General features: G+C 70.0%; 20 protein-coding genes. 11 read left to right on the top strand and 9 right to left on the bottom strand.

What is annotated here, in order from left to right; all coding sequences use genetic code 11:
- On the bottom strand, positions 1-706 hold a 706-nt coding region (locus BN13_RS02000; RefSeq protein ID WP_157038692.1), incomplete at its 3' end, for a DUF998 domain-containing protein.
- Positions 707-886: 180 nt separating this feature from the next.
- On the opposite strand from BN13_RS02000, the gene BN13_RS01995 reads away from it, so the two are divergent.
- The 7 genes from BN13_RS01995 (at position 887) to purM (ending at position 11,362) form a co-directional block, all read left to right on the top strand.
- Positions 887-3,328, top strand: coding sequence for a hypothetical protein (locus tag BN13_RS01995; RefSeq protein ID WP_048544005.1), 2,442 nt, complete (start codon positions 887-889; stop codon positions 3,326-3,328).
- 87 nt (positions 3,329-3,415) lie between these two features.
- Entirely contained in the window at positions 3,416-4,609 is a 1,194-nt protein-coding gene (locus BN13_RS01990; protein WP_048544003.1) for a YncE family protein, read from the top strand.
- On the top strand, positions 4,606-6,501 hold the full coding sequence (locus BN13_RS01985) for a hypothetical protein (RefSeq protein WP_048544001.1): 1,896 nt from the start codon (positions 4,606-4,608) through the stop codon (positions 6,499-6,501). Before BN13_RS01990 ends, BN13_RS01985 begins: the two co-directional genes overlap by 4 nt.
- Positions 6,502-6,504: 3 nt before the next feature.
- Positions 6,505-7,995, top strand: coding sequence for an amidophosphoribosyltransferase (purF, locus tag BN13_RS01980; protein ID WP_048543999.1), 1,491 nt, complete (start codon positions 6,505-6,507; stop codon positions 7,993-7,995).
- 42 nt (positions 7,996-8,037) lie between these two features.
- Positions 8,038-8,424, top strand: coding sequence for a DUF6394 family protein (locus tag BN13_RS01975; protein ID WP_048543998.1), 387 nt, complete (start codon positions 8,038-8,040; stop codon positions 8,422-8,424).
- Positions 8,425-8,437: 13 nt separating this feature from the next.
- Entirely contained in the window at positions 8,438-10,183 is a 1,746-nt protein-coding gene (locus BN13_RS01970; RefSeq protein WP_048543996.1) for an NAD(P)-binding protein, read from the top strand.
- A 66-nt stretch (positions 10,184-10,249) separates the two neighbouring features.
- Positions 10,250-11,362, top strand: a complete 1,113-nt coding sequence (gene purM, locus BN13_RS01965; protein ID WP_048543994.1) for a phosphoribosylformylglycinamidine cyclo-ligase — start codon at positions 10,250-10,252, stop codon at positions 11,360-11,362.
- A 260-nt stretch (positions 11,363-11,622) separates the two neighbouring features.
- On the opposite strand, the gene BN13_RS19080 is transcribed toward purM, so the two are convergent.
- The 4 genes from BN13_RS19080 to BN13_RS01945 all read right to left on the bottom strand — a co-directional run bounded on the left by BN13_RS19080 (position 11,623) and on the right by BN13_RS01945 (position 15,822).
- Positions 11,623-13,440, bottom strand: coding sequence for a phosphatase PAP2 family protein (locus BN13_RS19080; RefSeq protein WP_053079692.1), 1,818 nt, complete (start codon positions 13,438-13,440; stop codon positions 11,623-11,625).
- A complete protein-coding gene (locus BN13_RS01955) occupies positions 13,441-13,977 on the bottom strand; it encodes a cysteine hydrolase family protein (protein ID WP_048543991.1) in 537 nt (178 codons plus the stop codon).
- 17 nt (positions 13,978-13,994) lie between these two features.
- Positions 13,995-15,533, bottom strand: coding sequence for a purine-cytosine permease family protein (locus tag BN13_RS01950; RefSeq protein WP_048543988.1), 1,539 nt, complete (start codon positions 15,531-15,533; stop codon positions 13,995-13,997).
- 91 nt (positions 15,534-15,624) lie between these two features.
- On the bottom strand, positions 15,625-15,822 hold the full coding sequence (locus tag BN13_RS01945; protein ID WP_048543986.1) for a DUF3073 domain-containing protein: 198 nt from the start codon (positions 15,820-15,822) through the stop codon (positions 15,625-15,627).
- Between the two features lie 325 nt (positions 15,823-16,147).
- Here BN13_RS01945 and BN13_RS01940 point away from each other — a divergent pair, with 325 nt between their 5' ends.
- The 4 genes from BN13_RS01940 (at position 16,148) to BN13_RS01925 (ending at position 18,533) form a co-directional block, all read left to right on the top strand.
- Positions 16,148-16,534: a hypothetical protein gene (locus BN13_RS01940; RefSeq protein WP_048543983.1), complete on the top strand. Its 387-nt coding sequence runs from the start codon at positions 16,148-16,150 to the stop codon at positions 16,532-16,534.
- Entirely contained in the window at positions 16,503-17,105 is a 603-nt protein-coding gene (locus BN13_RS01935; protein ID WP_235433904.1) for a L,D-transpeptidase family protein, read from the top strand. The genes BN13_RS01940 and BN13_RS01935 overlap by 32 nt, the downstream gene beginning before the upstream one ends.
- A 136-nt stretch (positions 17,106-17,241) precedes the next feature.
- Positions 17,242-17,796 (top strand): SigE family RNA polymerase sigma factor, encoded by a 555-nt coding sequence (locus BN13_RS01930; protein WP_048543981.1) that lies wholly within the window; start codon positions 17,242-17,244, stop codon positions 17,794-17,796.
- Positions 17,793-18,533: a hypothetical protein gene (locus BN13_RS01925; protein WP_048543979.1), complete on the top strand. Its 741-nt coding sequence runs from the start codon at positions 17,793-17,795 to the stop codon at positions 18,531-18,533. The genes BN13_RS01930 and BN13_RS01925 overlap by 4 nt, the downstream gene beginning before the upstream one ends.
- An 8-nt stretch (positions 18,534-18,541) precedes the next feature.
- On the opposite strand, the gene BN13_RS01920 is transcribed toward BN13_RS01925, so the two are convergent.
- Genes BN13_RS01920 through BN13_RS01905 form a run of 4 tightly spaced genes read right to left on the bottom strand, consistent with a single transcriptional unit; the run spans position 18,542 to position 22,615 of the window.
- Positions 18,542-19,642 (bottom strand): glycosyltransferase, encoded by a 1,101-nt coding sequence (locus BN13_RS01920; RefSeq protein WP_048543977.1) that lies wholly within the window; start codon positions 19,640-19,642, stop codon positions 18,542-18,544.
- A complete protein-coding gene (locus tag BN13_RS01915; RefSeq protein ID WP_048543976.1) occupies positions 19,643-20,473 on the bottom strand; it encodes an ABC transporter ATP-binding protein in 831 nt (276 codons plus the stop codon). It lies immediately after the preceding gene.
- On the bottom strand, positions 20,460-21,356 hold the full coding sequence (locus BN13_RS01910) for an ABC transporter permease (RefSeq protein WP_048543974.1): 897 nt from the start codon (positions 21,354-21,356) through the stop codon (positions 20,460-20,462). Before BN13_RS01910 ends, BN13_RS01915 begins: the two co-directional genes overlap by 14 nt.
- Positions 21,353-22,615 carry a nucleotide sugar dehydrogenase gene (locus BN13_RS01905; RefSeq protein WP_048543972.1) on the bottom strand — a complete coding sequence of 421 codons (1,263 nt, stop codon included), beginning with the start codon at positions 22,613-22,615 and terminating at the stop codon, positions 21,353-21,355. Before BN13_RS01905 ends, BN13_RS01910 begins: the two co-directional genes overlap by 4 nt.
- Between the last annotated feature and the right edge of the window lie 32 nt (positions 22,616-22,647).

Below are 22,647 nucleotides of genomic sequence, written 5' to 3'. Positions count from 1 at the left end.
CCCGCCGGCCAGCGCGCGCTGGTTCTCCGATGAGGTCCGTTGGAGTGTCCACAGAACCCCCGGCGAAGGCGGCGGAGCTGGACCGGTCGACTGGATCGATTCGCAAGCTCCGGCCCGTGGAGTGGAGTTCGCGGGTGCCCTCCCCACCGAACTCGCCAATGCGGTCCGCGCAGAGGTGGCGGGGAGTCCGAATGCGGTCGCGTGGACCAACGTTCATGCCGTTCAGGCGGTCGACGGGCAACACTTCTCCCTCCCCGAGGTCTTCGTCGCCGGTCCCACCGGCATCACCCAACCCATCGGCGCCGGGACGCTGCCCCTCCCGCTCGTGGAGCCCGAACGACGCGCCGCTCACCCCCAGCCCGAGGGTCGCGACGGATGCCGTGAGCACCGCTGCCGACGTCCGCGCCACCCGGTGGGAGAGCACCCGCGCACCGCCCTCCCGGGCGGCGAACCACGGCCAGAGGCCGAGCAGGACGAAGGGTGCCGTGGCGACCGCCGTGTGGGCAGCGGAGTACTCGGCGCGCGACGGCAACGGAACGGCGGCGACGAGCAGGGTCGCGACGCCGCCCCCGGCCAGGACCAGACGGCCGGTGCGCTGGGCTGATCCGAGGGCCCAGGCCGTGACGACGTGGGCCAGCCCGGTCACGACGAGCGCCGCGGTCATGACCCAGCGGTGCGGGGTGGCCGAGGCAGCGAGGGCGCTGATGGTCTCGGACCGGGCGTCGAACCCCCCCGGGTTGCAGCGCGGCGGCCCACGTCCATCCGCCTACCATCGCCACGACGGCGACCGTCGCACTGAGCACGGCGGTCCGGGGCCGCCCCCTGCGTGCGGGCATGCGTCCACACTATGTCGGCAGGCGGAATGTGATGCGTGTCATACTGACTCATGATCGACCTCGCCGGTTTCGACCTCGTCCTGCAGCTGCACCGCCTCACGGTCGCCGATCTGCTCAACCGGCCCGAGCGCTCGCTGCCCGACGGGGGGTCCTTCCACCTGTTCGGCGGTCCCCATCCGATCGAGTTGTCGCTCCAGCTCGATCCGGCGATCCCCGGCACCCTCGTCGTGGGTGGGTTCGCCGAGCACGGACTTGTTGCGGTCCCCGGAACGGCGACGATGCGTCTCGAGACGCGACTGACCCGCCTCGCCCTGCAGGTTCTCGAGACAGGCACGGTCATCGTGCGTGACCTGGCAGCAGGAGCAAGGGTCAACGTGCCCGTGGCGTTGACACCTCCGCCGGACGACGCGTACCCCGGCCTCGCGCCGGAGGTGCGAGCGACCCTGGTCGGGGTGCGAGCCGACCTCGCGACGGCGGTGGCGGACCTCGCGTTCGACGCGGCATCCCACGCCCAGATCGCGAATGCGCAGGTGCCGGGGGTAGGCCCCTTCGGGACGGCCGCGACCGATGCTCTGGAGGAGCGTCTGAGGTCGGAGTTCGAGGCCTGGCTGCGCGGGCAGGGTCCTCAATGGTCACCGCTGGGAGCAGCCGCGCTCCGAGTTGTCGAGGGAGTGGACAGCGCGGCTGTCACGACCCTCGCGAGCTGGCCGACGGTGCAGTGGGTCGATGCCGACACCCTCGGGATCTTCGGTCACCACCGGGTCGCAGCCGCCGGGGGCGCGCCGGGGCAGAAAGCCGGTGGTGATCTGGCGTCACCCGGCGACGAGCGGCTGGACGTCACCACCCGGCTGCTCGGGCGGGCGCCCGTCCCGGCCCACCGGTTCAGCATCGAGGTTTCGGAGGACTCGGTGCTGCGCTTCATGGTGATTCCCGCCCTGCGTGAGCAGGTCGTGCGTCGCCTCGTGCAGGAGTGGCGCATGCGCGACTTCGTGCACGCCGAGGAGAACGCCTACTACCACGCACGGTTCACCGCAGCCCTGCGCACCGAGTCCCCCGCGGATGCCGCCGACACGGCGCAGGACGAACTGGAAGCCGCCCGCCGGAGCCCGGACCACGTTGCCGGCTTCCGCGGCCAGGCGGCAGCCAAGCTGACCGCGCACCTCGCGTCGCCGCAGGGCCAAGCCGACATCACCGCCGCGACACCACCCCCGTACGGCTCGGGCGTCGCCCATTCGCGCGTGGTCATGCCCGACCCGTTCAGCGACGTCATCGCCGACGTCACGCGCATCGCCGCCGAGCTGCTGCCGGGGCGGATCGCGATCGACGTCGACAACGAGGCGGAGACACCGGTCTGTGCCGGCAGGATGCACGGCTCGGTCGGGGTCGACCTGCGGCCGCGGGTCGACCCGGCCGGGGCGATCGTCCTGGATCCCGTGCCCCGGACGACGACGTCAGAGCTCGACGGCCTCGCCTTCTGCACAGCCGTGCTGGCGGTGCTCGGCTCGGTCACGGCCGGGCCGGTCGCGGGCGTCGCCTTCGCAGGGCTCACCAGGGTGCTCACGGAGTCCCTCGTCGAGTCGATCGCGGCCGACACCATCGGCAGCAGGGTCGCCGGCTCGCTCGAACCCGTGACCGAGCACCTGCCGAGCAGCGGCACCCTCGTGACGCGCCCAGTCTCCATCGAGGTCAACCGGCCGGGGCTCAGGGTGGTCGGGCTCGTCGCCACCGACCCGCTCGCGACGAACGACCTGCACCCGCACGTGCGGGTCGACGTGACGCGCGAGTCGCGCTCTCCCTCGCTCCGGCCGCAGGAACGCGGCACCTTCCACAAGGAGCGGTCCTGCCTCGACGGTGGGCCCCGCGACTTCGGCTACACGCGACGGTGGAGCGACGAGACGTGGCGGGTGCAGGTCACCCCGGTCGACCTGGTGCCCCCGGTGACCTTCTCCCCGTGGACGATCCGCCTCGGGGACACCTCGGCCCGCACACTTGACCCCGAGACGGGCCTGATCGACGCGCTCTGGGTGGGGGAGGAAGCTCCACTCACCTCTGGCGCCGTGACGCTGCCCGGCCCGGTGCTGTCGCACGAGCCCGTGGCGGGCGGGCCCGGGCGCGAGACCGCCGTGGTCACCCTGCAGGCCACCGAGCAGGGACGTTCCGGGTGGCTGCTCGCCGCCAACGGCCCGGACGGCGACTTCGCGCTGCTCCTGCGGGCGACGGCCACGGATGGTGACGGCGCACGGCATCCGGTGGCTGCTCGGGTGTTCGTCGACGGCACGCGCGTCATCTTCGACGCCGAGGCGGACGCGGAATCGCGGGCCTGCCTGGCCGACCTCGCGCACGAGCTCGACAAGCGCGGTGAGGAGGTCGTGGTGATCGAGGTCGAGCCCTGGCGGAAGCGGTTCGAGCCGTGGCAGGGCGTCGAGCTCGACCCGAAGGTCATCAGGGTGGACCCCGGCTCGATCCGGCTGCGCCCGGGGCCGCACCTGTGACATCGCGCAAGCCCAGCTGGGCCGCGGGCCGCACCACGGGCTCGGACCTTCGGTCGGGCCTAGGGCGCCGCGCTGGGCGCCATCGCCTTGGAGGACACGACGACGGCCACCTTTTGCCCGGGCCGGTGGCTCACCGCAGCGACGTCGGAAACCACGGGCACCCTCGATGTGGTCGCGGCGGCCGAAGCCCTCGCGGCGACGAAGAACTTCGCCGAGCCCGTGGCCAATGGCGGTAGCCCGGCGACGTCCGCCCCAATCCACCTCTCCACCCGCTCGAATCCGTTCGCGGGCAGCGCCGCCCCACTCGTGCTGCCGGAGGCCAATGTCGTCACCGATACCGATCCGGCGACGTTGACGACGACCGGCTTCGTGGCCAGCGACCCCTTGCCCTTCCCCGTCTGGCAGCTGCCCGGCAATGGGACAGTCGTGACGCGCCCCGTGCGTGCCGGCGACGTGCTCGTTGTCGGCGACACCGCCGGGGCCGTGACGGCGCTCGACCCGCGCACCGGCGTGATCCGGTGGCGTACCCGCCTGCCGCACGCCGTCATGGCGCTGGCTGTCGATCCAAACGGAAGGACGGTCGCAGTGCTCGATCGATCCGGGCGACTCACCCTGCTCGATGTCGGGGCGGGCGCGACCGCCACGGAAGGCTCAGCAGGCGCGGACCCGATCGGGATGACGTTCACTCGTGACGGCACGCTCGTGGTCGCGACGAAGTCCGGGGTCGTCGGTTTCGATACCTCCGGCGAGGTGATTTATCGCCTCGATGCCTCCCTGCGCGCCGGACCCGCACCCGTCGGAAACCGAGTCGCCGTTGCCGATTCCCGTGGCCAGGTGCTCGTCGTCAGCCCAGACGGACGCGGCAACGCTGTCCACCTCGACGGACTCCAGCAGATCACCGCCCTCGCCGGGGCCGACGAGCGCGTCGCCGTCCTGGATGGCGCACACGTTCAGATCCTCGACAGCCAACTGAGACCCGTCATGCGTGCCGATGACGACGCCAGTTCGATCGACATCACCGGCATTGGGAAGGCCATCCGCATCACCACCACCGCGCTCGACGGGACCATCCGGGTCTACGACGGGAACGGCATACTCCTGCATCGGTATGCCGCGCCCCGGCGCGCGCCGGGCGCCTCCCTCGACTCGCTCCAGCACTCCGGCGCCACCACCCTCGCCGACATGACTCTCACCAACTCCACAAGCACCGACAACACCCCCAGCGACGCGACCTGGATCAGCGGTGTGACCGGCGTCCTGCGCTTCGAGGGGACCTCGTGAGCCAGGCAACCCATCAGGCAACCCCGACCAGCCGCTCCGCCGCCGTTGCCGCCGCCCGCGACTTCTGGCGGACCTTCTTCTCGGGTCCCGTCCGCGACAACGTCGTGCGCGGTCGCGGCGGCGGGGTCCCGGGCGCGACCACCGCAATCGTCGGTCTGCTGGCCTTCGCCGTCGCGGCACTCGCCGTCCTGGCCGGCCCGAATCTCGCTGCCCTGCCCACGCTTCCCGGCGAGGCAACCCTGGGTAGTGACACCCGCCCCGGGCATCCCGTCACCATCCCGGTCCTCGCCTTCCCCGTCCTGACCGGCCTGCTCGTGGTGAGTGTCTTCGCGGGGGTGTTCGGCGCGGCATACGCCCGGACATGGCTCGCGATCGCTGCCTCGATCCTGGTGACGCTGCCCACGATCCTCATTGCGGGTGACGCATGGGTCTTTCGGGAGTTGGCCTGGCAAGGGTGGGTAAGCCTGCCTGCGGCGGCGCTGCTCACGCCCGCGATTTGGCTGCTGCGGCGCTTCCGGCCGCCGCCCACGATCGTCCAACCAATGGCCGCCGCACTGGCGGCGCTCGTGGTCGTCCCGGCAGCGATCGGGCTCACCACGGCATACACCCAGCCGGGCCTGTCCGGCGGCGTCGCCCTGCTCGGACAGGGGCTCGAGCGCACCCTCACTCTGCTGGCGCTGGTCGTTGCGCCGGTCGCGATCCTGGCCGGGGCGGGCGCCGTGTCGTTCGCCCGAACCGTCACCGGCTTCCTCACCCGCACGCTTGCCCGGGCCCTCCCGGACAAACCGCGCGCCCTCGCCGGCGTCGTCGTTCTCGTGCTCGCGGGGGACCTGTTTGCCGTGGTGCGCCGCTTCCTCGACGCCGACCTCTCGTGGCGGCTCGGCGTGCGCACCGTTGTGGCCGGACTCCTGCTCGCCGGGGTCGTGCGGTGGTGGCGCTGGGCCACCCGGGGCATCGCCGAAAGCGCGGATGACGTCGAGGCCGGGGCCAGCACCGGTGCGCCGGTCATGGCCATCCTGCTGACAGCCATCGTCGCGCCCGCTGCGGTTGCCTATGTGGCGGCGACCCTTGAGGCCGCCGTCACCGACGGCATCCACCTCGTCGGGTTCGCCACCACGGTGGCGTCCGCGCTCGGGCACTCGTGGGTGGGCAGTGTCTACGGGACGACCGTCGGACTCACCCTGATCGGACTCTCCGCGTTCACGGCGCGCGGCCACCCCGGCGTGCTTCTCGCCTGGCTGGGCGTCGCGGGGTCAGTGCTGCTGGTCCTGACGCAGTGGAACACCTGGCTCGATTCGCCAGCCTGGGGCGCCTTCGATACCGCGGACGTCGCGCGCGCCGCCGTGATCTTCGTGACGTTGGAGTTGGCCTCGGCCGGCGTGCGCTGGCGACGGCAGGGGCGGCCCCCGACGCCTGACTGGCTCGCCACGGCGCTGACGGCGCTCATCCTCATCGCGTTCGTCCTCCACGGCGGCTTCGTCAACGACCCATTTGCGCCGATCCTCGGTTTCACCGGCGTCGGCCTGGTCTTCTTCGGGGTGATCTGGGGGTTTGTGACCAGCGGTGGGCACGCCGCCGCAACCGGCCTCGCTGGCCTAGGCCGCACCACCATCCTGATCGCGTATGCCGTCCTCACCACCACGCTCGTGGCCTGGGGATCGATCACCGGCAGTGATATCGCCGGATCCGCCTCGGGGACCTTCGCCGACGCGGGCCGCAACATCCTCGGCACGACCCTGCTCACGTGCTTCCTGGCTGTTTGGCTCGATCGACTCACCAACCCCGCCGAGCTCACCAACGCCGCCGACGTCACTGACCCCGCAGATGTCAGCCAGCCCTCACGGCCGCGTCCGCAAGTAGGTTATCGCCTCGGCCACCCTGTGAGACCATGAAGCGTGCCACGCGGTGACGGACGGCTGTCCCACGACCTCATACCCGGCGAACGCGGCCCCCAGGATGCCTGCGGCGTCTTCGGGCTGTGGGTCCCCGGCGAGGACGTCGCCAAACTCGCCTACTTCGGGCTCTATGCGTTGCAACACCGCGGCCAGGAGTCGGCGGGCATCGCCACCTCCGACGGTCACCGGCTGCTGGTCTACAAGGACATGGGCCTGGTCTCGCAGGTCTTCGACGAGCGCTCGCTGGCGAGCCTGACCGGGCACATCGCTGTGGGTCACTGCCGCTACTCCACGACCGGCGGCTCGACGTGGGAAAACGCCCAGCCCACCCTCGGTGGGCACTCCGGCTTCACGGTTGCCTTGGCGCACAACGGAAATCTGATCAACTCGGCCGAGCTTCGCGAACTTGTCATGGAGCGGGCCGCCCAGGGCTTCGATGTCCACGCGGGGGAACTTCGCCGCGGCAACACGACCGACACGGCCCTGGTCACCGCGCTGCTCGTGGACGACCCCACCAAGACGATCGAGGAACGCGCCCTCGAGGTCCTGCCGACCCTGCGGGGCGCCTTCAGTTTCGTCTTCATGGACGAGCACACCCTGTATGCCGCGCGCGACCCCCAGGGGATCCGGCCCCTCGTCCTCGGCCGCCTCGATCGGGGCTGGGCCATCGCGTCGGAGACGGCCGCGCTCGACATCGTCGGCGCGGCATACATCCGAGAGATCGAGCCGGGGGAGTTCGTCGCGATCGACGAGAACGGGCTCCGCTCGTGCCGGTTCGCCGAGGCGCAGCCGAAGGGCTGCGTGTTCGAGTACGTCTATCTCGCGCGGCCGGACACCACCATCAACAACCGGGTCGTGCACGAGGCCAGGGTGGAGATGGGGCGCACCCTCGCGCGCGAGCATCCCGTCGAGGCCGATCTCGTCATCCCGACGCCGGAGTCCGGCACTCCGGCCGCGATCGGCTACGCGCAGGAGTCGGGGATTCCCTACGGCCAGGGCCTGGTCAAGAACGCCTACGTCGGGCGGACCTTCATCCAGCCGAACCAGACCATCCGGCAGCTCGGCATACGTCTCAAGCTCAACCCGCTGCGCGAGGTCATCAAGGGCAAGCGCCTGGTGGTGGTCGACGACTCCATCGTGCGCGGCAACACCCAGCGGGCCCTCGTTCGTATGCTGCGCGAGGCCGGGGCCGCGGAAGTCCACGTCCGCATCTCCTCACCGCCGGTGCGCTGGCCCTGCTTTTATGGCATCGACTTCGCGACGCGCGCCGAACTCATCGCCACCGGCCTCGACGTCGCCGACGTCTGCCGCTCCATCGGCGCCGACTCCCTCGGCTATATCAGCGAGGACGGCATGATCGCGGCCACCACCCAGCCACGTGACCGGCTGTGCACGGCGTGCTTCACCGGCACCTATCCGGTTGAGCTCCCCGCCGAGGACCGGCTCGGCAAGTCGCTGTTGGAAATGCAACTCCCGCTCGACGTCAGCTGAGGAGTACCCCGAGGCCGCTCGGCCTAGGTATGGTCTTGCCTCGTGAGCTTGGAAAAAGTCGTCTTCGGCTTCTTCGTGGTGTTGGCCGGGACGTTGAACTTCGGCTACTTCGTCGGTGACCTGACCGATCCGCACGTGCACAACATCTATGAGTTGTATGCCGCGGTCGTCGTCAACGTCGTCGCGGTCATCCTCAAGTTCGGCGACCGAACGCAGATCGGGGCACTGCATCTCGCCACCAGCCTGGTGGCCGTCATCCAATTGCTCGCGGCGGCCATCACCTGGATCGCCCTCAGCAGCGCTTCGGACACCACGCTCAGCCCGTCGCAGATGAGTTCGGTGGTGTCCCTCTCGGGTGGGGCGCTCCTGGCGAACGTCATCTCGATCATCCTGCTCGTCACCGAGACCGTGACCTACCAGCGGCGCTGAGCGGAGCAGCCCCGTGGTTCCCCCCTTGCTCCTGGGCAAGCATCGGCGACGCCGGACCAGCCACTTGCGGCAGGTCGAGGTGCCGATCCCCAGCGAGGTGCCGTCGACCGACGCGATGTTCCTGCTCCTGCGGCGCCTGCGCATGCCGCTGCTCATCCTGGTCAGCGTCTTCACGGTCGCCGTCATCGGGTTGACGCTTGCGCCGGGCGTCGATGCCGACGGCAAACCCAACCACCTCACGGTCTTCGAAGCGTTCTACGTGATGAGCTACACGGCCACGACCATCGGCTTCGGTGAGGTGCCCAATGCCTTCACCACTGAGCAGCGGCTGTGGATCACCGGCAGCATTTACGCCAGCGTCGTGGCGTGGGCGATCACGGTCGGTATGTCGATCCAGCTCATCCAGCAGGATGCCTTCCGCAATGCGCTTGCCGCGCAGCGGTTCCGGCGCAAGGTGCGGCGCATCGACGAGCCATTCCACATCATCGCCGGGTATGGCGGTGCCGGCGCCCGCGTCGCCAAGGCCCTCGACACCAAGCGGCTGCGCTTCGTGGTCATCGATCGGGACCCCAGCCGGATCGACAAGATCGAGACCGCCCAGATCGACGTGGAGCCACCCGCGGTCGCCGGCGATGCCGCGAACGCGGCGATCCTCGGACTCGCCGGGCTGGGCCATCGCCGGTGCGCCGGGGTGCTCGCCCTCACGGGGGACGACCTGACGAATCTCGGCATCGTTCAGGCTGTCCACCTGCTGCGGCCCGGTCTGCCCGTCATCGCCTGGTCGAAGGATCGCGATCTCGCCCAAGGGATGCGCGACTTCGGCGCCAGTGCCGTCCTGAACCCTTATGACCGCTTCGGGATGTATCTCACCCTCGGCCTGCGCCGGCCCATCACCTTGCAATTGATGTTCTGGCTGATGGCGCCACTGGGGACGCCGCTGACGGACAAGTCGCACGGCATACCTCGAGGAACGTGGCTGGTGTGCGCGCAGGGGGTCTTCCGGGATGAGGTGAAGCGCGACCTCGAATCCGCGGGCTACACGGTCCGGCTCGGCGATCCTGAGTGCGGGGTGGGCGACGTGGACGGCATCGTCGGCTTCGTCGCGGGCTCTGACAACGACACAATCAACCTCGCGCTTGGCGCCGAGGTGCGGCGGCGGGCACCGGAGATCTACATCTGCTTGCGCCAAAGCCGCGCGGCCGTTGCTCCCTTGTATGAGGCGTTCTCGCCCGACCTCGTCTTCCTCGCCACCGATCTGGTCGCCCGGGAGTGCTTCGCGCGCATCTCGACGCCGCGCATGTGGGCCTTCCTGGAGAACATCCGGACCCATTCCGACGCGTGGTCCAAGGAGTTGCTGGACCGGCTGGTGGAGCGGTGCGGGACCGGCTCGCCCAACGGTTGGCGGCTGGTCCTCAACGAGCGCGAAGCTCCGGGCGTCATCCGCTGGCTGCAGCACGATCCGCTGACGATCCGCGATCTGCTGCGCAATCCCGACGATCGCGAGACCTTCACGCCCGTGGTGGTGCTCGCGCTGACCCGCAACGGTCGCCTCGTGCCCGCGCCCGAGGAGTCGATGGAGCTCCAGCCTGGTGATGACCTGTTGGTCGCCTCACCCGGGCGAGGGTATGTCGCGATCCGCGACACCCTCTTCAACGAGGCCGTGATCCAGCACCTGGTCACGGGTGACGACGTCCCGACGAGTTGGGCATGGCGCCGGCTGACCGGCCACCGGACCACGACGGAGTTGGCCCGCAAGTAGGGCCGGGTTGTGGTCCACAAGTAAGGCTCGCAAGCACGGCCATGTGGGCTCGCCTAGGCTGGTCCGGTGAGCGAAGCGATCACGTATGCCGCCGCCGGGGTCGACGTCGAGGCGGGCGACAAAGCGGTCGAGTTGATGAAGGCGTCGGTGGCGCGGGCGACCCGGTCAGAGGTCGTCGGTGGACTGGGCGGATTCGCCGGGCTGTTCGACGCCTCCACCTTGGCTCGGATGACCCGCCCCATCCTGGCCACGTCGACGGACGGGGTCGGCACCAAGGTCGCCATCGCCCAGGCGCTGGATCGGCACGATACGATCGGTTTCGACCTGGTCGGAATGGTGGTCGACGACATCGTCGTCTGCGGGGCCGAGCCGCTGTTCATGACGGACTACATCGCCTGCGGCAAGGTCGTTCCGGAGCGGATCGCGGCCATCGTTTCCGGGATCGCCGACGCGTGCACGCAGGCGCGGGTAGCCCTCGTCGGCGGCGAGACCGCCGAGCACCCCGGCTTGCTCGGGGTGGACGACTACGACGTCGCCGGGGCGGCGACCGGCGTCGTGGAGTATGCCGAGATCCTCGGCCCCGAGCGCATCGTCGCCGGCGACGTGGTGCTGGCGCTGGCGTCGTCCGGCTTGCACGCCAACGGTTTTTCCCTGGTGCGCCGCGTCGTCGCCGCGGCCGGCTGGGCGCTGGATCGGCAGGTGGCGGAGTTCGGCCGAAGCCTGGGGGAGGAACTGCTCACCCCCACCCGGGTGTATGCCGCGGACATCCTCGACCTCATCGCCACCCCGGGGGTGGAGGTGCACGCGCTGTCCCACATCACCGGCGGCGGGCTCGTCGCCAACCTCGCCCGCGTGCTCCCGGCCGGCCTGCACGCCCGGTTGGACCGGGCCACCTGGACCCCGCCGCCCGTCTTCACCACGATCGGCCGGCTCGGCTCGGTGCCGGGACTCGATCTGGAGCGCACGCTCAACATGGGCGTCGGCTTCGTCGCGATGCTTCCGGAAGCCTCCGTGGAGGCGGCGATCGCGCAGTTGGGGGCGCGCGGCATACGGGCATGGGTTCTGGGGCAGGTGACGACGGCCGAGGATGCGCAGATCGAGGACGGGGTGGAGATCGTGCGCGGCGCCAAGGGCGTGCACGCCGGGTCGGTGCAACTGGTGGGGGACTACCGCGCCTGAGGCGGGAGACCTGAGGCGGGAGATTGCGGGCGCAAAAGAGGGGCCCCGGCGCCTGCCCAGGTGGCGCCAGGGCCCCTCACCACGGCGGGGCGCACTCCGGTTCTCGTGGAACGGGGGAGGGGCGTGCGCGTCCCGCCCGTCTTTGTCTGCCCTTCGACCGTAACCCGCTTTCGCGCACTTCGCATCCGCTAGCGAGGCACAAGTGTGTGACGGTTGGGACGGATGAGTTGCGAGTGGGTCGAATTTCTGACGGGAGAACGTCAGCCCATCGCCCACAGCCGGGGCCCGGCGGGGCCGTCGGTCGCGAGGTAGACGCGGTTGCCGACTGTCGCCAGCGCGGTCGGGGTGCCCCCCGGTGCTGGGGCGACGGACCAGCCGCCATCCCCATCCGTATGCCGCGCCGTCACCACCTCACCGGCCGGCTCGCCTGCACGGGCTTGCGGGTGGCTCGATGCGCCCGCCGTCGTGTGCGCCAGCGCGATCCAGGCCCGCCGGCCCGCGAGGCTCACGCCCACGATGCGATCGGCATCCGCCAGCGTGACCAGCCGGCCCGGGCCCGGCTGGAGGTGGGCCGCAGCGCCCTTCGGTGCGGCGCCGTCCCACGTCCACACGGTCAGCCGGTCCCCGACCCGCCCGGCGAGCAGGCATCGCGGAGCGGTCGCCGTCCCCCGCGGCGAGCACATGCCGGCCTCGACCCAGGCGAGGCCGTCGAGGCCGGCCGGGCGGGGGAGGTCGTGGCGCGTCCAGACGCGTGCCGACTCGGCTGTCCAGATGCTCGGGACCGTGGTGACCGCCCCGTTCCCGAGCCGGGTGGTCGAGCCGAGCAAGATGGTGCTCCCCGACCCGTCGGGGATCGCGGCAACGGCGGAGACGAGTTCGCTCGGCGTGCTGGTCAAGGCCGCGGGAGGTGACTGCGTGCGCGACCACTGCGTCGCCGGGCCCTCGGTCCCACCGGCCTGCCAGGTCGCGATGTCGAGGCCGCTGGAGGCCGATTTCCACGATCCGAAGATCACCTCGCGGCCGCCGACCATGCCTGCCCCAGTCAGCGAACCCATGTCATAGCCGCCGAAGGTGAAGAACGGCTGCTCCGTCTCGGTCACGCCACCCGGGTCCCCTCCTGCCGCACCTCCCGCGCCATCACCCGTGGCACCACCTGTGTCACCGTGCCAGATCGTCCAACGCACGTTGCCGTGCGCCCCACCGACCACCCCGGCCACGCCCAGCACTCGCGGACCATCCGTGGCCAGGAACCGCCACGACCCCTCGTACGCATAGGGCGAGTTCGGCGCCAATGGCACCGCCGTGAGTGTCGCGGGCCGGGCCGGGTCGAGGAGATGGAGACCGACGCGGGGGCGGGCGGCCACGGCATACGTCCCCAGAAGGAGGCGGTCGCCGAGCGGGGCCATCGCCGTGACCGGCCCCGGCAGCGAGACCGGGACGGCTCGCCACGACGGCACCGGGTCCCGCGTGCCGAGACCGAACACGAGCCCGCTCACGAGGGCGCCGACGGCGGCCCCGGCTACTACCTGGGGGACCGTATGCCGCCCGGCCCGCCACCGCGCCCACCCCACCACCGCGACGAGCGGCGTGAGGGCGAGCCCCCACGGCCACCCGACCACCTCCCCGACGATCGTGACCGCACCGCTGATCACGGCGGTGTGCAGCGAGATCTTCCACCACCGCGAGATCGTCAGCAGGGTCACCAGGCCGGCCACATTGGCCACCATCAGGACGATCAGGTCACGTGGTGCTCCCAGGAACCGCAGCGCCACCAGCCCGGCCACCAGACACGCCAACGCCGCGAGCCCGGGCACGAGCCGCTGCTCGCGCCGCACGATCTGCCGGTCGGAGACGCGGCCGGAGCGCAGCAGGAGGGCGAGCGCGGCATACGGCAGGAGCACGCAGAAGGCGATCGTGGCGGCGCTCCACTCGAGCGTCGGACCCACCGCCCGGGTCGCCCAGGCGGCGACGAAAGCCACTAGCGCCCCCACGACGATCCCGGGATCGGTGGCGATCGCGATCCGATCGGCGACCCGCGAGGGGCGGGCGGCCTGGAGACGGTCGATATCCGCGGGCACCTACGTGATCGTGATCTGCGGCCCGAAGAGCGCCATCGCGTCGAGGGCGCGCTGGTGATTCTCCGGGGTCGACCCCGCGCAGGCGTCGGCCGCGATCCGCACGGTCGCCCCCGCGTCTGCGGCCGGCAACGCGGTCGCGATGACGCAGCAGTCGGTGGCGACGCCGGCGAGCGTCAGCCGCGGCTGCTCCCCGACGACGGCTCGCAGCCGCGCACCCCACTTGCCGAACGTCGCCTCGGTGACCACCTGGCCGGCGAGGCCGTCGAGGGCGGGGGCCACGGCATACAGCGGGTCGTCGTCGGGGACTAGGGCAAATGCCCAGTCGTCGTAGTAGCTCGCCCACGACCCGCCGAGGCCGGGATCGGCGACGAAGCGGGTGATCACCGTGCGTTCGCGTCCGTATGCCGCGGCGAGGCTCGCCATCGCCGGCAATCGTTCGGCGAACATCGGCGAACCCCAGCCGCTGGTGGCCGGGTCGGCGAAGATCGCCTGCGGGTCGATGATGACCAGCCAGTCGTCGCGGCCGTGGGCGTCCATGATCAGCGCGCGTCCCTTCAGCGACCGTCTAGGGGGGAACGGCCCGCGTAGCTGGCCCCTCCCCGGGCCTGCTCCTGGTCGGCCACGGTCTTGCGGCGCGCCACATACGTGATGACGAACGAGCCGACGAGGGCCAGCAGGACACCGAGGTTGGCGTAGGGCCAGTTGCCTTCCCAGTAGCCGTCGGTGGCGTTCCAGGTGCCAAGCCCGAGGGGCTCCAGCAGGAAGCCCTGCCAGTTGTTCCAGCTCGCGTCGGCGGCAAAGTTGTTGACCACCAGGCCCCAGCCGAGGACCGACATGACCGTCATCGTCCCGATCGAGACCCAGTCGAAGGCCCGATAGACGCCCGCAGCCGAGAACAACGACTCCTCGTCGTAGTCGCGGCGACGCAGGGCAATGTCGGCGATCATGATCCCCGCCCAGGCGGCCAGCGGCACGCCCAGCGTGATAAGGAACGACTGGAACGGGCCGAGGAAGTTCTCGGCGAAGAAGACGACCCAAATCGTGCCCAGGGTGAGGATCACGCCGTCGACGAGGGCCGCGGCGGGTCGGGGGATACGGACTCCGAGCGAGAGCAGCGTCAGGCCGGAGGAGTAGATGCCGAGGACCGCCCCGGAGACGAGGGAGAGGATCACGGCGATGAGGAAGGGCACGAGGAACCACGTCGGCAGCACCTGCGCCAGCGCACCGATCGGGTCGCCCGAGATGCCGTCGCGCACGGCGTCATCCGAGCCGGCCAGGAGCAGGCCGAAGAGCACGAGCAGAACCGGGGCGACGGCGCCGCCGAAGGTGTTCCAGAAGACGATCGCCGACCCATTGGCGTCGCGGCGCTGATAGCGCGACCAGTCGGCGGCGATATTGATCCAGCCGAGCCCGAAGCCGGTCATCAGCATGACCAAGGCGCCGACAACGGCTTGCCACGGGCCCGAGGGCAGCGCCGAGACCTTGCCCCAGTCGACGTGCTTGGCGGCGATGACGACGAAGAGGATCGTCACGATGCCGGTGATCCACGTCAGATAGGACTGCATCCGCATGATGATGTGGTAGCCGGCGACGGAGGCGAGCACGATCATCGCCGCGACGACGATGGCGGCGACGATCTTGACGCCGGTTCCGCCGCCCCAGCCGAGCCGCTCGAAGACGGTCGCGGTGGCCAGGACCGCCATGATCGACAGGAACGTCTCCCAGCCGATCGAGACCAGCCAGGAGATGACGCCGGGGATCTTCTGTCCCGTCACGCCGAACGGCGCGCGGGACAAGATCATCGTCGGGGCCGACCCGCGCTTGCCGGCGATGGCGATCACCCCGCACAAGGCGAAGCTGATCACGATGCCGATGACCGTGACGAGCGCCGCCTGCCAGAAGGAGATGCCGAAGCCGAGGACGAACGCGGCATACGAGATGCCGAAGACCGAGACGTTCGCGGCGAACCACGGCCAGAAGAGGTCGACCGGGCGCGCGGTGCGCTCGGTCTCGTCGATGATCTCGATGCCGGTGGTCTCGACGCCGAGGGCGCGGACCCGGTCGACACCGCCGGGTGCTGCTGGACTACTCATGAGCGTGAGCGTGCCAGAAATCGACGGTCACCGGGGATCGGCGCGCCAAACTTTTGGCGCGCCGAACTATCGAGCCGTCAAACGATCGAGGTTAGGGTCGCCCGGAGGCCCAGCGACCGTAGTCGTCGTCCTCGTCCACGTCGGGCTCGTCGGCATAACGCTGTGCCGTCCCGAGGTGGGAGGGTTGGTGCAGTTCACGCTCAAGCGCGCTCAAGTCGGTATTCGGGGAGTAGTACTTCAACTCCCGGGCAACCTTGGTCTGCTTGGCTTTGGCCCGGCCGCGCCCCATGGCGTGACCCCCTTGTGTCGTCTAGCGAGGCGGCATCGTCTGCCTGGTCGCCGGTTGGCGCACGATCAGGCTTGCGGAGCGGTCTCGCGAAGTGTGTTTGTCGTGGGGATAACGCTACATGGTCACGCGAAGATTCCGCGCACCCACTCATCCCGCCGTGATCCACGTCGTATGCCGCGCCGTGACCGGTTCGTAATCAGCCACCTGACAACCCGCCCCCGGCGCATGGCGTCTGAACAGGTGTGACGGCCCGCGCGGCGGGCGAAACAGCAGGCCGGTGGGCCAAGACGAAGGCGGGGACGATCATGGGCAAGCAGCAGGCACGGTGGATGGTGGCATTGGTCGCGGCGGGCGCATTGGCCGGTTGTACGGCGGCTCCGGGAGGCTCGACGAGTTCGACCGCGCTGGGAACGAGCACCAGTGCGAGCACGTCGACCGGTGGTGGCTCGACCGGTACGTCCACCTCTGGCACTTCCACGACTGGTACCTCCACCTCTGGCACGTCTACCTCTGGCACGTCTACCTCTGGCACCTCCACCTCGGGCAGGCCCACTTCTGGCACGCCCTCGACGTCCGGTTCGTCCAGCACCACGAGCCCGAGCCCGAGCAGCACCTCGCCCAGCCCGAAGCCGACTCCGACGTCAACGACGACTCCACCGACAACCCCGACCAAGCCCCCGTTGACCGACTCGAGCACGATGAAGTCGGGTGACAAGGGGCCGGCGGTGCAGCGCATGCAGCAGCGACTGAGCGCCCTCGGCTATTGGCTCGGGACGCCCGACGGTGAGTATGGCTACCTCACCCAGCAGGCGGTCATGGCCCTGCAGAAGACCGCCGGTCTCGGCCGGGACGGGGTCTACGGGCCGGCCACCCGCGCGGCACTCGAGCGTGGGGTGGTGCCGAAGCTCGTCGTCAGCGGCAATGCGGTTCAGATCAGCTTGGCTAACCAGGTCCTGACTGTCGTCGAGAACTCGCGCATCGTCGCCATTCTCAACACCAGCACGGGCAGCGGCGAGACCTATGTGAGCCAGGGCGTCACCAAGACCGCGATCACCCCGAAGGGCACGTTCAGTGTGATTCACGAGGTCAACGGCCTCGATCACGGGCCGCTCGGCACGCTCTACCGCTCGAAGTACTTCGTCGGCGGCATCGCCGTCCACGGCTACACGTCCGTCCCGGCCTACCCGGCCTCGCACGGGTGCGCCCGCGTCAGCAACTCGGCGATGGACATGATCTGGTCGCGCGATCTCATGCCGATGGGCCGCACGGTCGTCGTCTTCTGAAGGCCGCTCCCTCAACCCGCGCCCTCAACCCAGCCCCGGCTCAGCCGGCTCGGGAACGTTTCTCGCCTGCTCGGTGCTCTATCAGGGTGAGACGTGCGCCGGGTGGGTGGCACGGCCATACGAGATGAGGGGTGGCATGGCGGATCGGGGCGACTTCGACGCCTTCGTCACCAGTCGGTATGCCGCGCTGGCGCGCACCGCGATGCTCCTCACCGGGGCGCGGGCGAGCGGGGAGGACCTGCTCCAGGAGGCGCTGATCCGTACCTACGTGGCCTGGCCGAAGGTCCGTGAGTTGGCGGCGGGGGAGGCGTACGTGCGCACGACGATGGTCCGGCTCCTCATCCGGGACCGGAAGCGACGGTGGAGCGGGGAGGTGCCGCACGGCGACCTGCCCGAGCAGGCGCATGGGCCTGACCACCGCGGCGACCCACGCGGTGACCCGGCCACCCGGGTGACCGTCCGCGATGCCCTGCGTGACCTGCCGATTGAGCAGCGGGCGGTGCTGGTGCTGCGGTTCTATGCGGACCTGACCGAATCCCAGATCGCCGAGGCGCTCGACTGTGCCCCTGGCACCGTGAAGTCGCGGATATCCCGCGGCCTCGCCGCCCTGCGCGCCGGGGGCTTGGCCCTCGGCGACCCCGTCACTGACGACACGACCGCCATAACCACCACCGCGGAGGCTCGGCCATGACCGATCTCAAGCAGGCCTTCGACGAGATCGTCGCCGATGAGAACTTTGACGCACCGCTGGCCGCGGTGGTCGGGGCCGGCCAGAAGCGGCTGCGGCGGCGCACATGGTTGCGAAGTGGCGGGGCCGCGGGCTCCGCCCTAGCGGTTGCCGGCCTCGCCATCGGTGCCGGGGCCTTCCGCGCGAGCCCGGTCGCCCCGGCACCGGCCTTCGCCTCCGATACCGATGCCGCGAGCGCGCCGCAGTGTGTCCGCGACGCATTGGCGGAGGCGAATGGGTTGATCCAGAAGGGTTTTCACGAGGCCGTGGTCGTGGACATCTCGGGGGCGCCGACGGCCGACCTAACCTTTGGAATGACCGCCGGCCACGGCTGGACCGACGCCAAGGCTGTCGCGGTGATCCCCGGCCCGCCCGGCGACGCCCCGACCGGCACCTTTCGGCTGTGGGAGGGCGTGACGCCGGACGCCAACCCACAGCCGGGGCGCTACCTGATGCTGCTCTTCCTCGACAACTCCCCGAAGGCGCCGGGCGGGTCCTATGACGGCCCTGTCTGGGGCTTCACCCAGGCACCGATCTTCCCCGTCACCGGTGACAACATCTCCGTCACCTGCGCCGACGGCACCCAGGCCCAGGTGCCGTGGACGGACGCCGCCACGACGTGGTTGGCTCCGGCGGCGCCCGTCCCGACCCGGGGCCACTACCCGCCCGGGGCGGCCGCCACGGAGTCGCCGAGGTCCTGAACGGGCCTCTAGCGCGGCAGGAATCCCCGCAGCGTCGCCGTGAACGCCGGTCCCGCGGTGTTCCAGTCGTATGCCGCGCGCGCCGCCGCGTGTCCGGCCGCACCATACGCCCGGGCTTGGTCAGGCTCGGCGCGGAGGGCGAGGATCGCCGCCGCGGCCGCCTCCGGGTCGTCGAAGGGCACGACAATGCCCGCACCCGCGCTCTCGACCAACTCGACCGCGACGGGCAGGGGCGTGGTGATGCAGGGAACCCCGTGCGCCATGTACTCGACGATCTTGGTCGGGCGTGAATGCCGATAGTTCGGCAGGTTGTGCAGCAGGGACAGCCCGGCCAAGGCGCCAGGCAGTTTGGCCAGGGCAACATCACTCGGCACAAAGCCGTGCCACACCAGATGCCCAGCCTCGGCTGCGGCGCTCAGCAGACGGCTCGACTCGGCATCCCGCGCCCCGCCCATGACCTCCAGACGGCACCCTCCATCGGTCGACGTCGCGACGATTTCGGCCACTCGCGCTATCTCGGCGGCTCCCCGGGCCATGGTGACGGTGCCCAGATAGACCACGCGGTCCAAACCTGGTTCGGGCACGTCGGCAGGCACGCGCACGGTGTTCGGCACCACCGGGTGGGGACGGGCGAACCGCGACTGATAGTCGTACTCAGCCAGCAGCAACCGATGCCGGCGCTCGGTCAGGCGCTCCGTCGCTCGCCAGGCGCCACCGATGACGCCCTTGGCGCGACCGGGGAGCCAGTCCTTGGCAACCAAGGCCGCGGCCGGGTCCTCGTGGACGTCCCACACGAGATTGCGCAGCCGCAGCCCGCTGGCAGCGGCCACGAGCTCGGGATCGTGGACGAGCACGAGATCGTGCTCGCCCGCCTCCGCCTTGATCAGCGCCCGGGCGATCCGATTGGCGCGGGTCCGGTCCCGGCCGACCGCCCGGGGGAGGTCGATGGTGCGCAGTCCAGGCAGCAGCGGTTCGGGCCGGTGATAGGCGCGGAAGGGCGCGGCATACGTCACCTGCCAGCCGTCGGCGAGGAGGGCCGGGATCTGCCGATGCCGGATTCGGGAGTCCTCGGGGTCGTGGACGACGGTGACGACGAGGATGCGCGGCACTCAGGCCTCCGCGGGGGGCAGGGGCTTCGGCTTGGCCGGCGGCTTCTTCTTGGGCAGCGTCGCTTCGTATGCCGCGACGACCTCCTCGGTGGGCCCGTCGGCCAGGAGGACGCCCTTCTCCATCCACAGCACTCGCGAGCACAACTCGCGAATCGTGGAGTTGGAGTGGGAGACGAGGAAGACGGTTGAGGCTTGCTGCCGGATCTCGGCCACCTTGGCCGAACTGCGCTCCTTGAAGTCGGCGTCGCCGGTGGCGAGCGCCTCGTCGATCATCAGGATGTCGGGGGTGGCGGCCGTGGAGATGGCGAACCGGAGCCGCGCGGCCTGCCCGGAGGAGTAGGTCTTCATCGGCCGGTAGACCGAGTCGCCGATGCCGGAGAAGTCGACGATGTCGGCGAAGCGCTCCTTGATCTGGGCGCGGGTGAGGCCGAGCGCCTGGCCGCCGATGTAGATATTGCGCTCGCCGCTGAGCTTGCTCATCAGGACGGCGTTGACGCCCAGGAGGGACGGCTCGCCGGAGATCCAGATGCGGCCGCGGGTCGGCGGGATGAGGCCCGCGATGGATCGCAGCAAGGTCGACTTGCCGGAGCCGTTGCGCCCGATGATCCCGATGGATTCGCCGTGATAGGCCACGAAGGAGACGTCCTTGACGGCCTCGACGCTCTGGATCGTGGCGAGCTCCCGGCCGCGGCTGAAGAGGTTCTTGAACAGCGACTCGTCGTCCTCGTCGGCGACCGGGCCCATCTTCTTGGCGCCTTGGACCCGATACGTGATGTCGACGTGCGAGCAAATGACGGCAGGGGTGCTGTCTTTCGGCTCAGGCGCGGCCATAGTTCGCCTCGTCTCGCCAGAAGATCCACAAACCGGCGCCAAGCAGGACGACCGCCCACCCCAGGCCGACGAACCACTCCAGCGGTTTGACCGGGAACTCCGCCATCAGACATTGACGCACGAGATCCATCGGCAGGGCGAGGGGTTGCAGGCTGAGGCAGGCCTGCACGGTCGGGTGGTGCTCGGCATACCGATCGATGCTGAAGAAGACGCCGGAGATGTAGCGCAGCAGCCGGATGACCACCGGGATGAGGTTCCCGATATCGCGGGCGACGTTGACCAGGCGGGCACCCATCAGCACCAGCCCGGCCAAGATGGCGGTCTGTATGCCGAGCGCCACCGGCAACAGGAGCCAGCGCCAGGTCAGGGGCTCGTGCGTGATGAGCATGACGACCAGCAGCACGGCCATCGCCGGCAACGTCATCAGAAACTCGGTCAGCGTGACCGACAGCGGCAGCAGCGCCCGCGGGAAGCGCAGGGCCCGAACCAGGCCCATATTGCCGACGATGGCCTTAGTGCCCTTGGTGATCGCGGCGGAGCTGTAGCCGAAGACGACGACCCCGATGGAGAGGAAGGCGATGAAGTTCGTGACGCCGCGTTTGGTGTCGAGCAGCAGCCCGAAGATCAGGAAATAGCTCACCACCAGCAGCAGCGGGTTGAGCAAGGTCCAGAGCATGCCGAGGCGGTCCTCGGCGTTCTTCTCCGCGGCCTCGGCCTGCGACAACGTCCACAAGAACGAGCGGCGACGCCAGATCGAGCGCACGTAGTCGCCGAACGCCGGGCGCGCGCCGAGCGGAGTCAGGCCGTGCGCCTTAGCCAGCGCTGCGGCCTCCTGCGGGCTCAGCGCCGGGGGAGGAGTGTCCCCCGGCGAGCCAGGGGTCACAGGCGAGCGACCTTCTCGCCCTCGGTGGCCACACCGCGGGTGTCGAAGAAGCGCTGGCTCTTGGCGGCCAAGGCGTCGACGTCGTAGTCGCGGTGGTTCTGCAGCAGGATGACGAGATCGGCGGCGGCGACGGCCGCGTCCAGGTCGTCGGCCCGGCTGGCGCGGTCCCCGAGGGCGCGCCACTCCGTGACGTGCGGGTCATGATATTTCACGGTCGCGCCCTTCTCGGCCAACCGCTTGGCCAAGGGGACGGCCGGGCTCTCGCGCTGGTCGGCGATATTGGGCTTGTAGGTCACGCCGAGCAGCAGGATGGTCGACCCGCGCATCGCCTTGGCGTCGTCGTTGAGGAGGTTCTGCGCGCGCGTGACCACATAGTCCGGCATACCGGCGTTGATCTCCTGCGCCAACTCCACGAACCGGAACGGGTAGCCGAGGCGGGCCCGCACATTGTGGCTCAGGTAGTTGGGGTCGATCGGGATGCAGTGGCCGCCGACGCCCGGGCCGGGATAGAAAGCCTGGAAGCCGAACGGCTTGGTCTTGGCGGCGTTGATGACATCCCACAGGTCGATGCCGAGGTCGTGGCAGAACCGCGCCATCTCGTTGACGAGGGCGATGTTGATGTGCCGGTAGGTGTTTTCAAGCAGCTTGGCGGTCTCCGCCTCGCGGGTGCCCTTGGCGCGCACGACGGTGTCGACGAACTGCCCATAGAACGCGGCGGCGGCGTCGCCACACGCGGGCGTTTGGCCACCGACGACCTTCGGGGTGTTCTTGGCGCCGAACTTCTCGTTGCCCGGGTCGATGCGCTCGGGGGAGAACGCCAGGTGGAAGTCCTGGCCGGCGATCAGGCCGGTCTCCTCTAGGAGCGGGCGGACGACCTCGTCGGTGGTGCCGGGGTAGGTCGTCGACTCGAGGATGACGAGCATGCCCTTCTGCAGGTTGTCGCGGATCGTGGTGACCGCCGAGACGACCGGGCCCAGGTCGGGGCCTCCGTCCTCAGACAGGGGCGTCGGCACGCAAATGACGATCGTCTTGGCGTCGGCGAGGCGGGAGGAGTCGGTCGTGGCCTCGAACCCGGCCCCCTGCATCTCGGCGATGTCGGCGTCGGAGAGGTCGTCGACGTGGGACTTGCCGGAGTTGAGCCCGTCGACCACCCGCTGGCCGATGTCGAATCCGAGCACTTTCAGGCCGACCCGGGACGCTTCTTGAGCCAGCGGCAGACCGACATAACCGAGACCGACGATGGCGACGTCGACGGACATGCGCAACTCCTAGAACTTCGGGGAGGCGCGGC

Source organism: Nostocoides jenkinsii Ben 74 (genome assembly GCF_001046875.1).
GTDB lineage: Bacteria > Actinomycetota > Actinomycetes > Actinomycetales > Dermatophilaceae > Nostocoides_A > Nostocoides_A jenkinsii.
The sequence above is the reverse complement of the archived record's forward strand: the minus strand, read 5'-3'. Positions and strand labels throughout refer to the sequence as shown.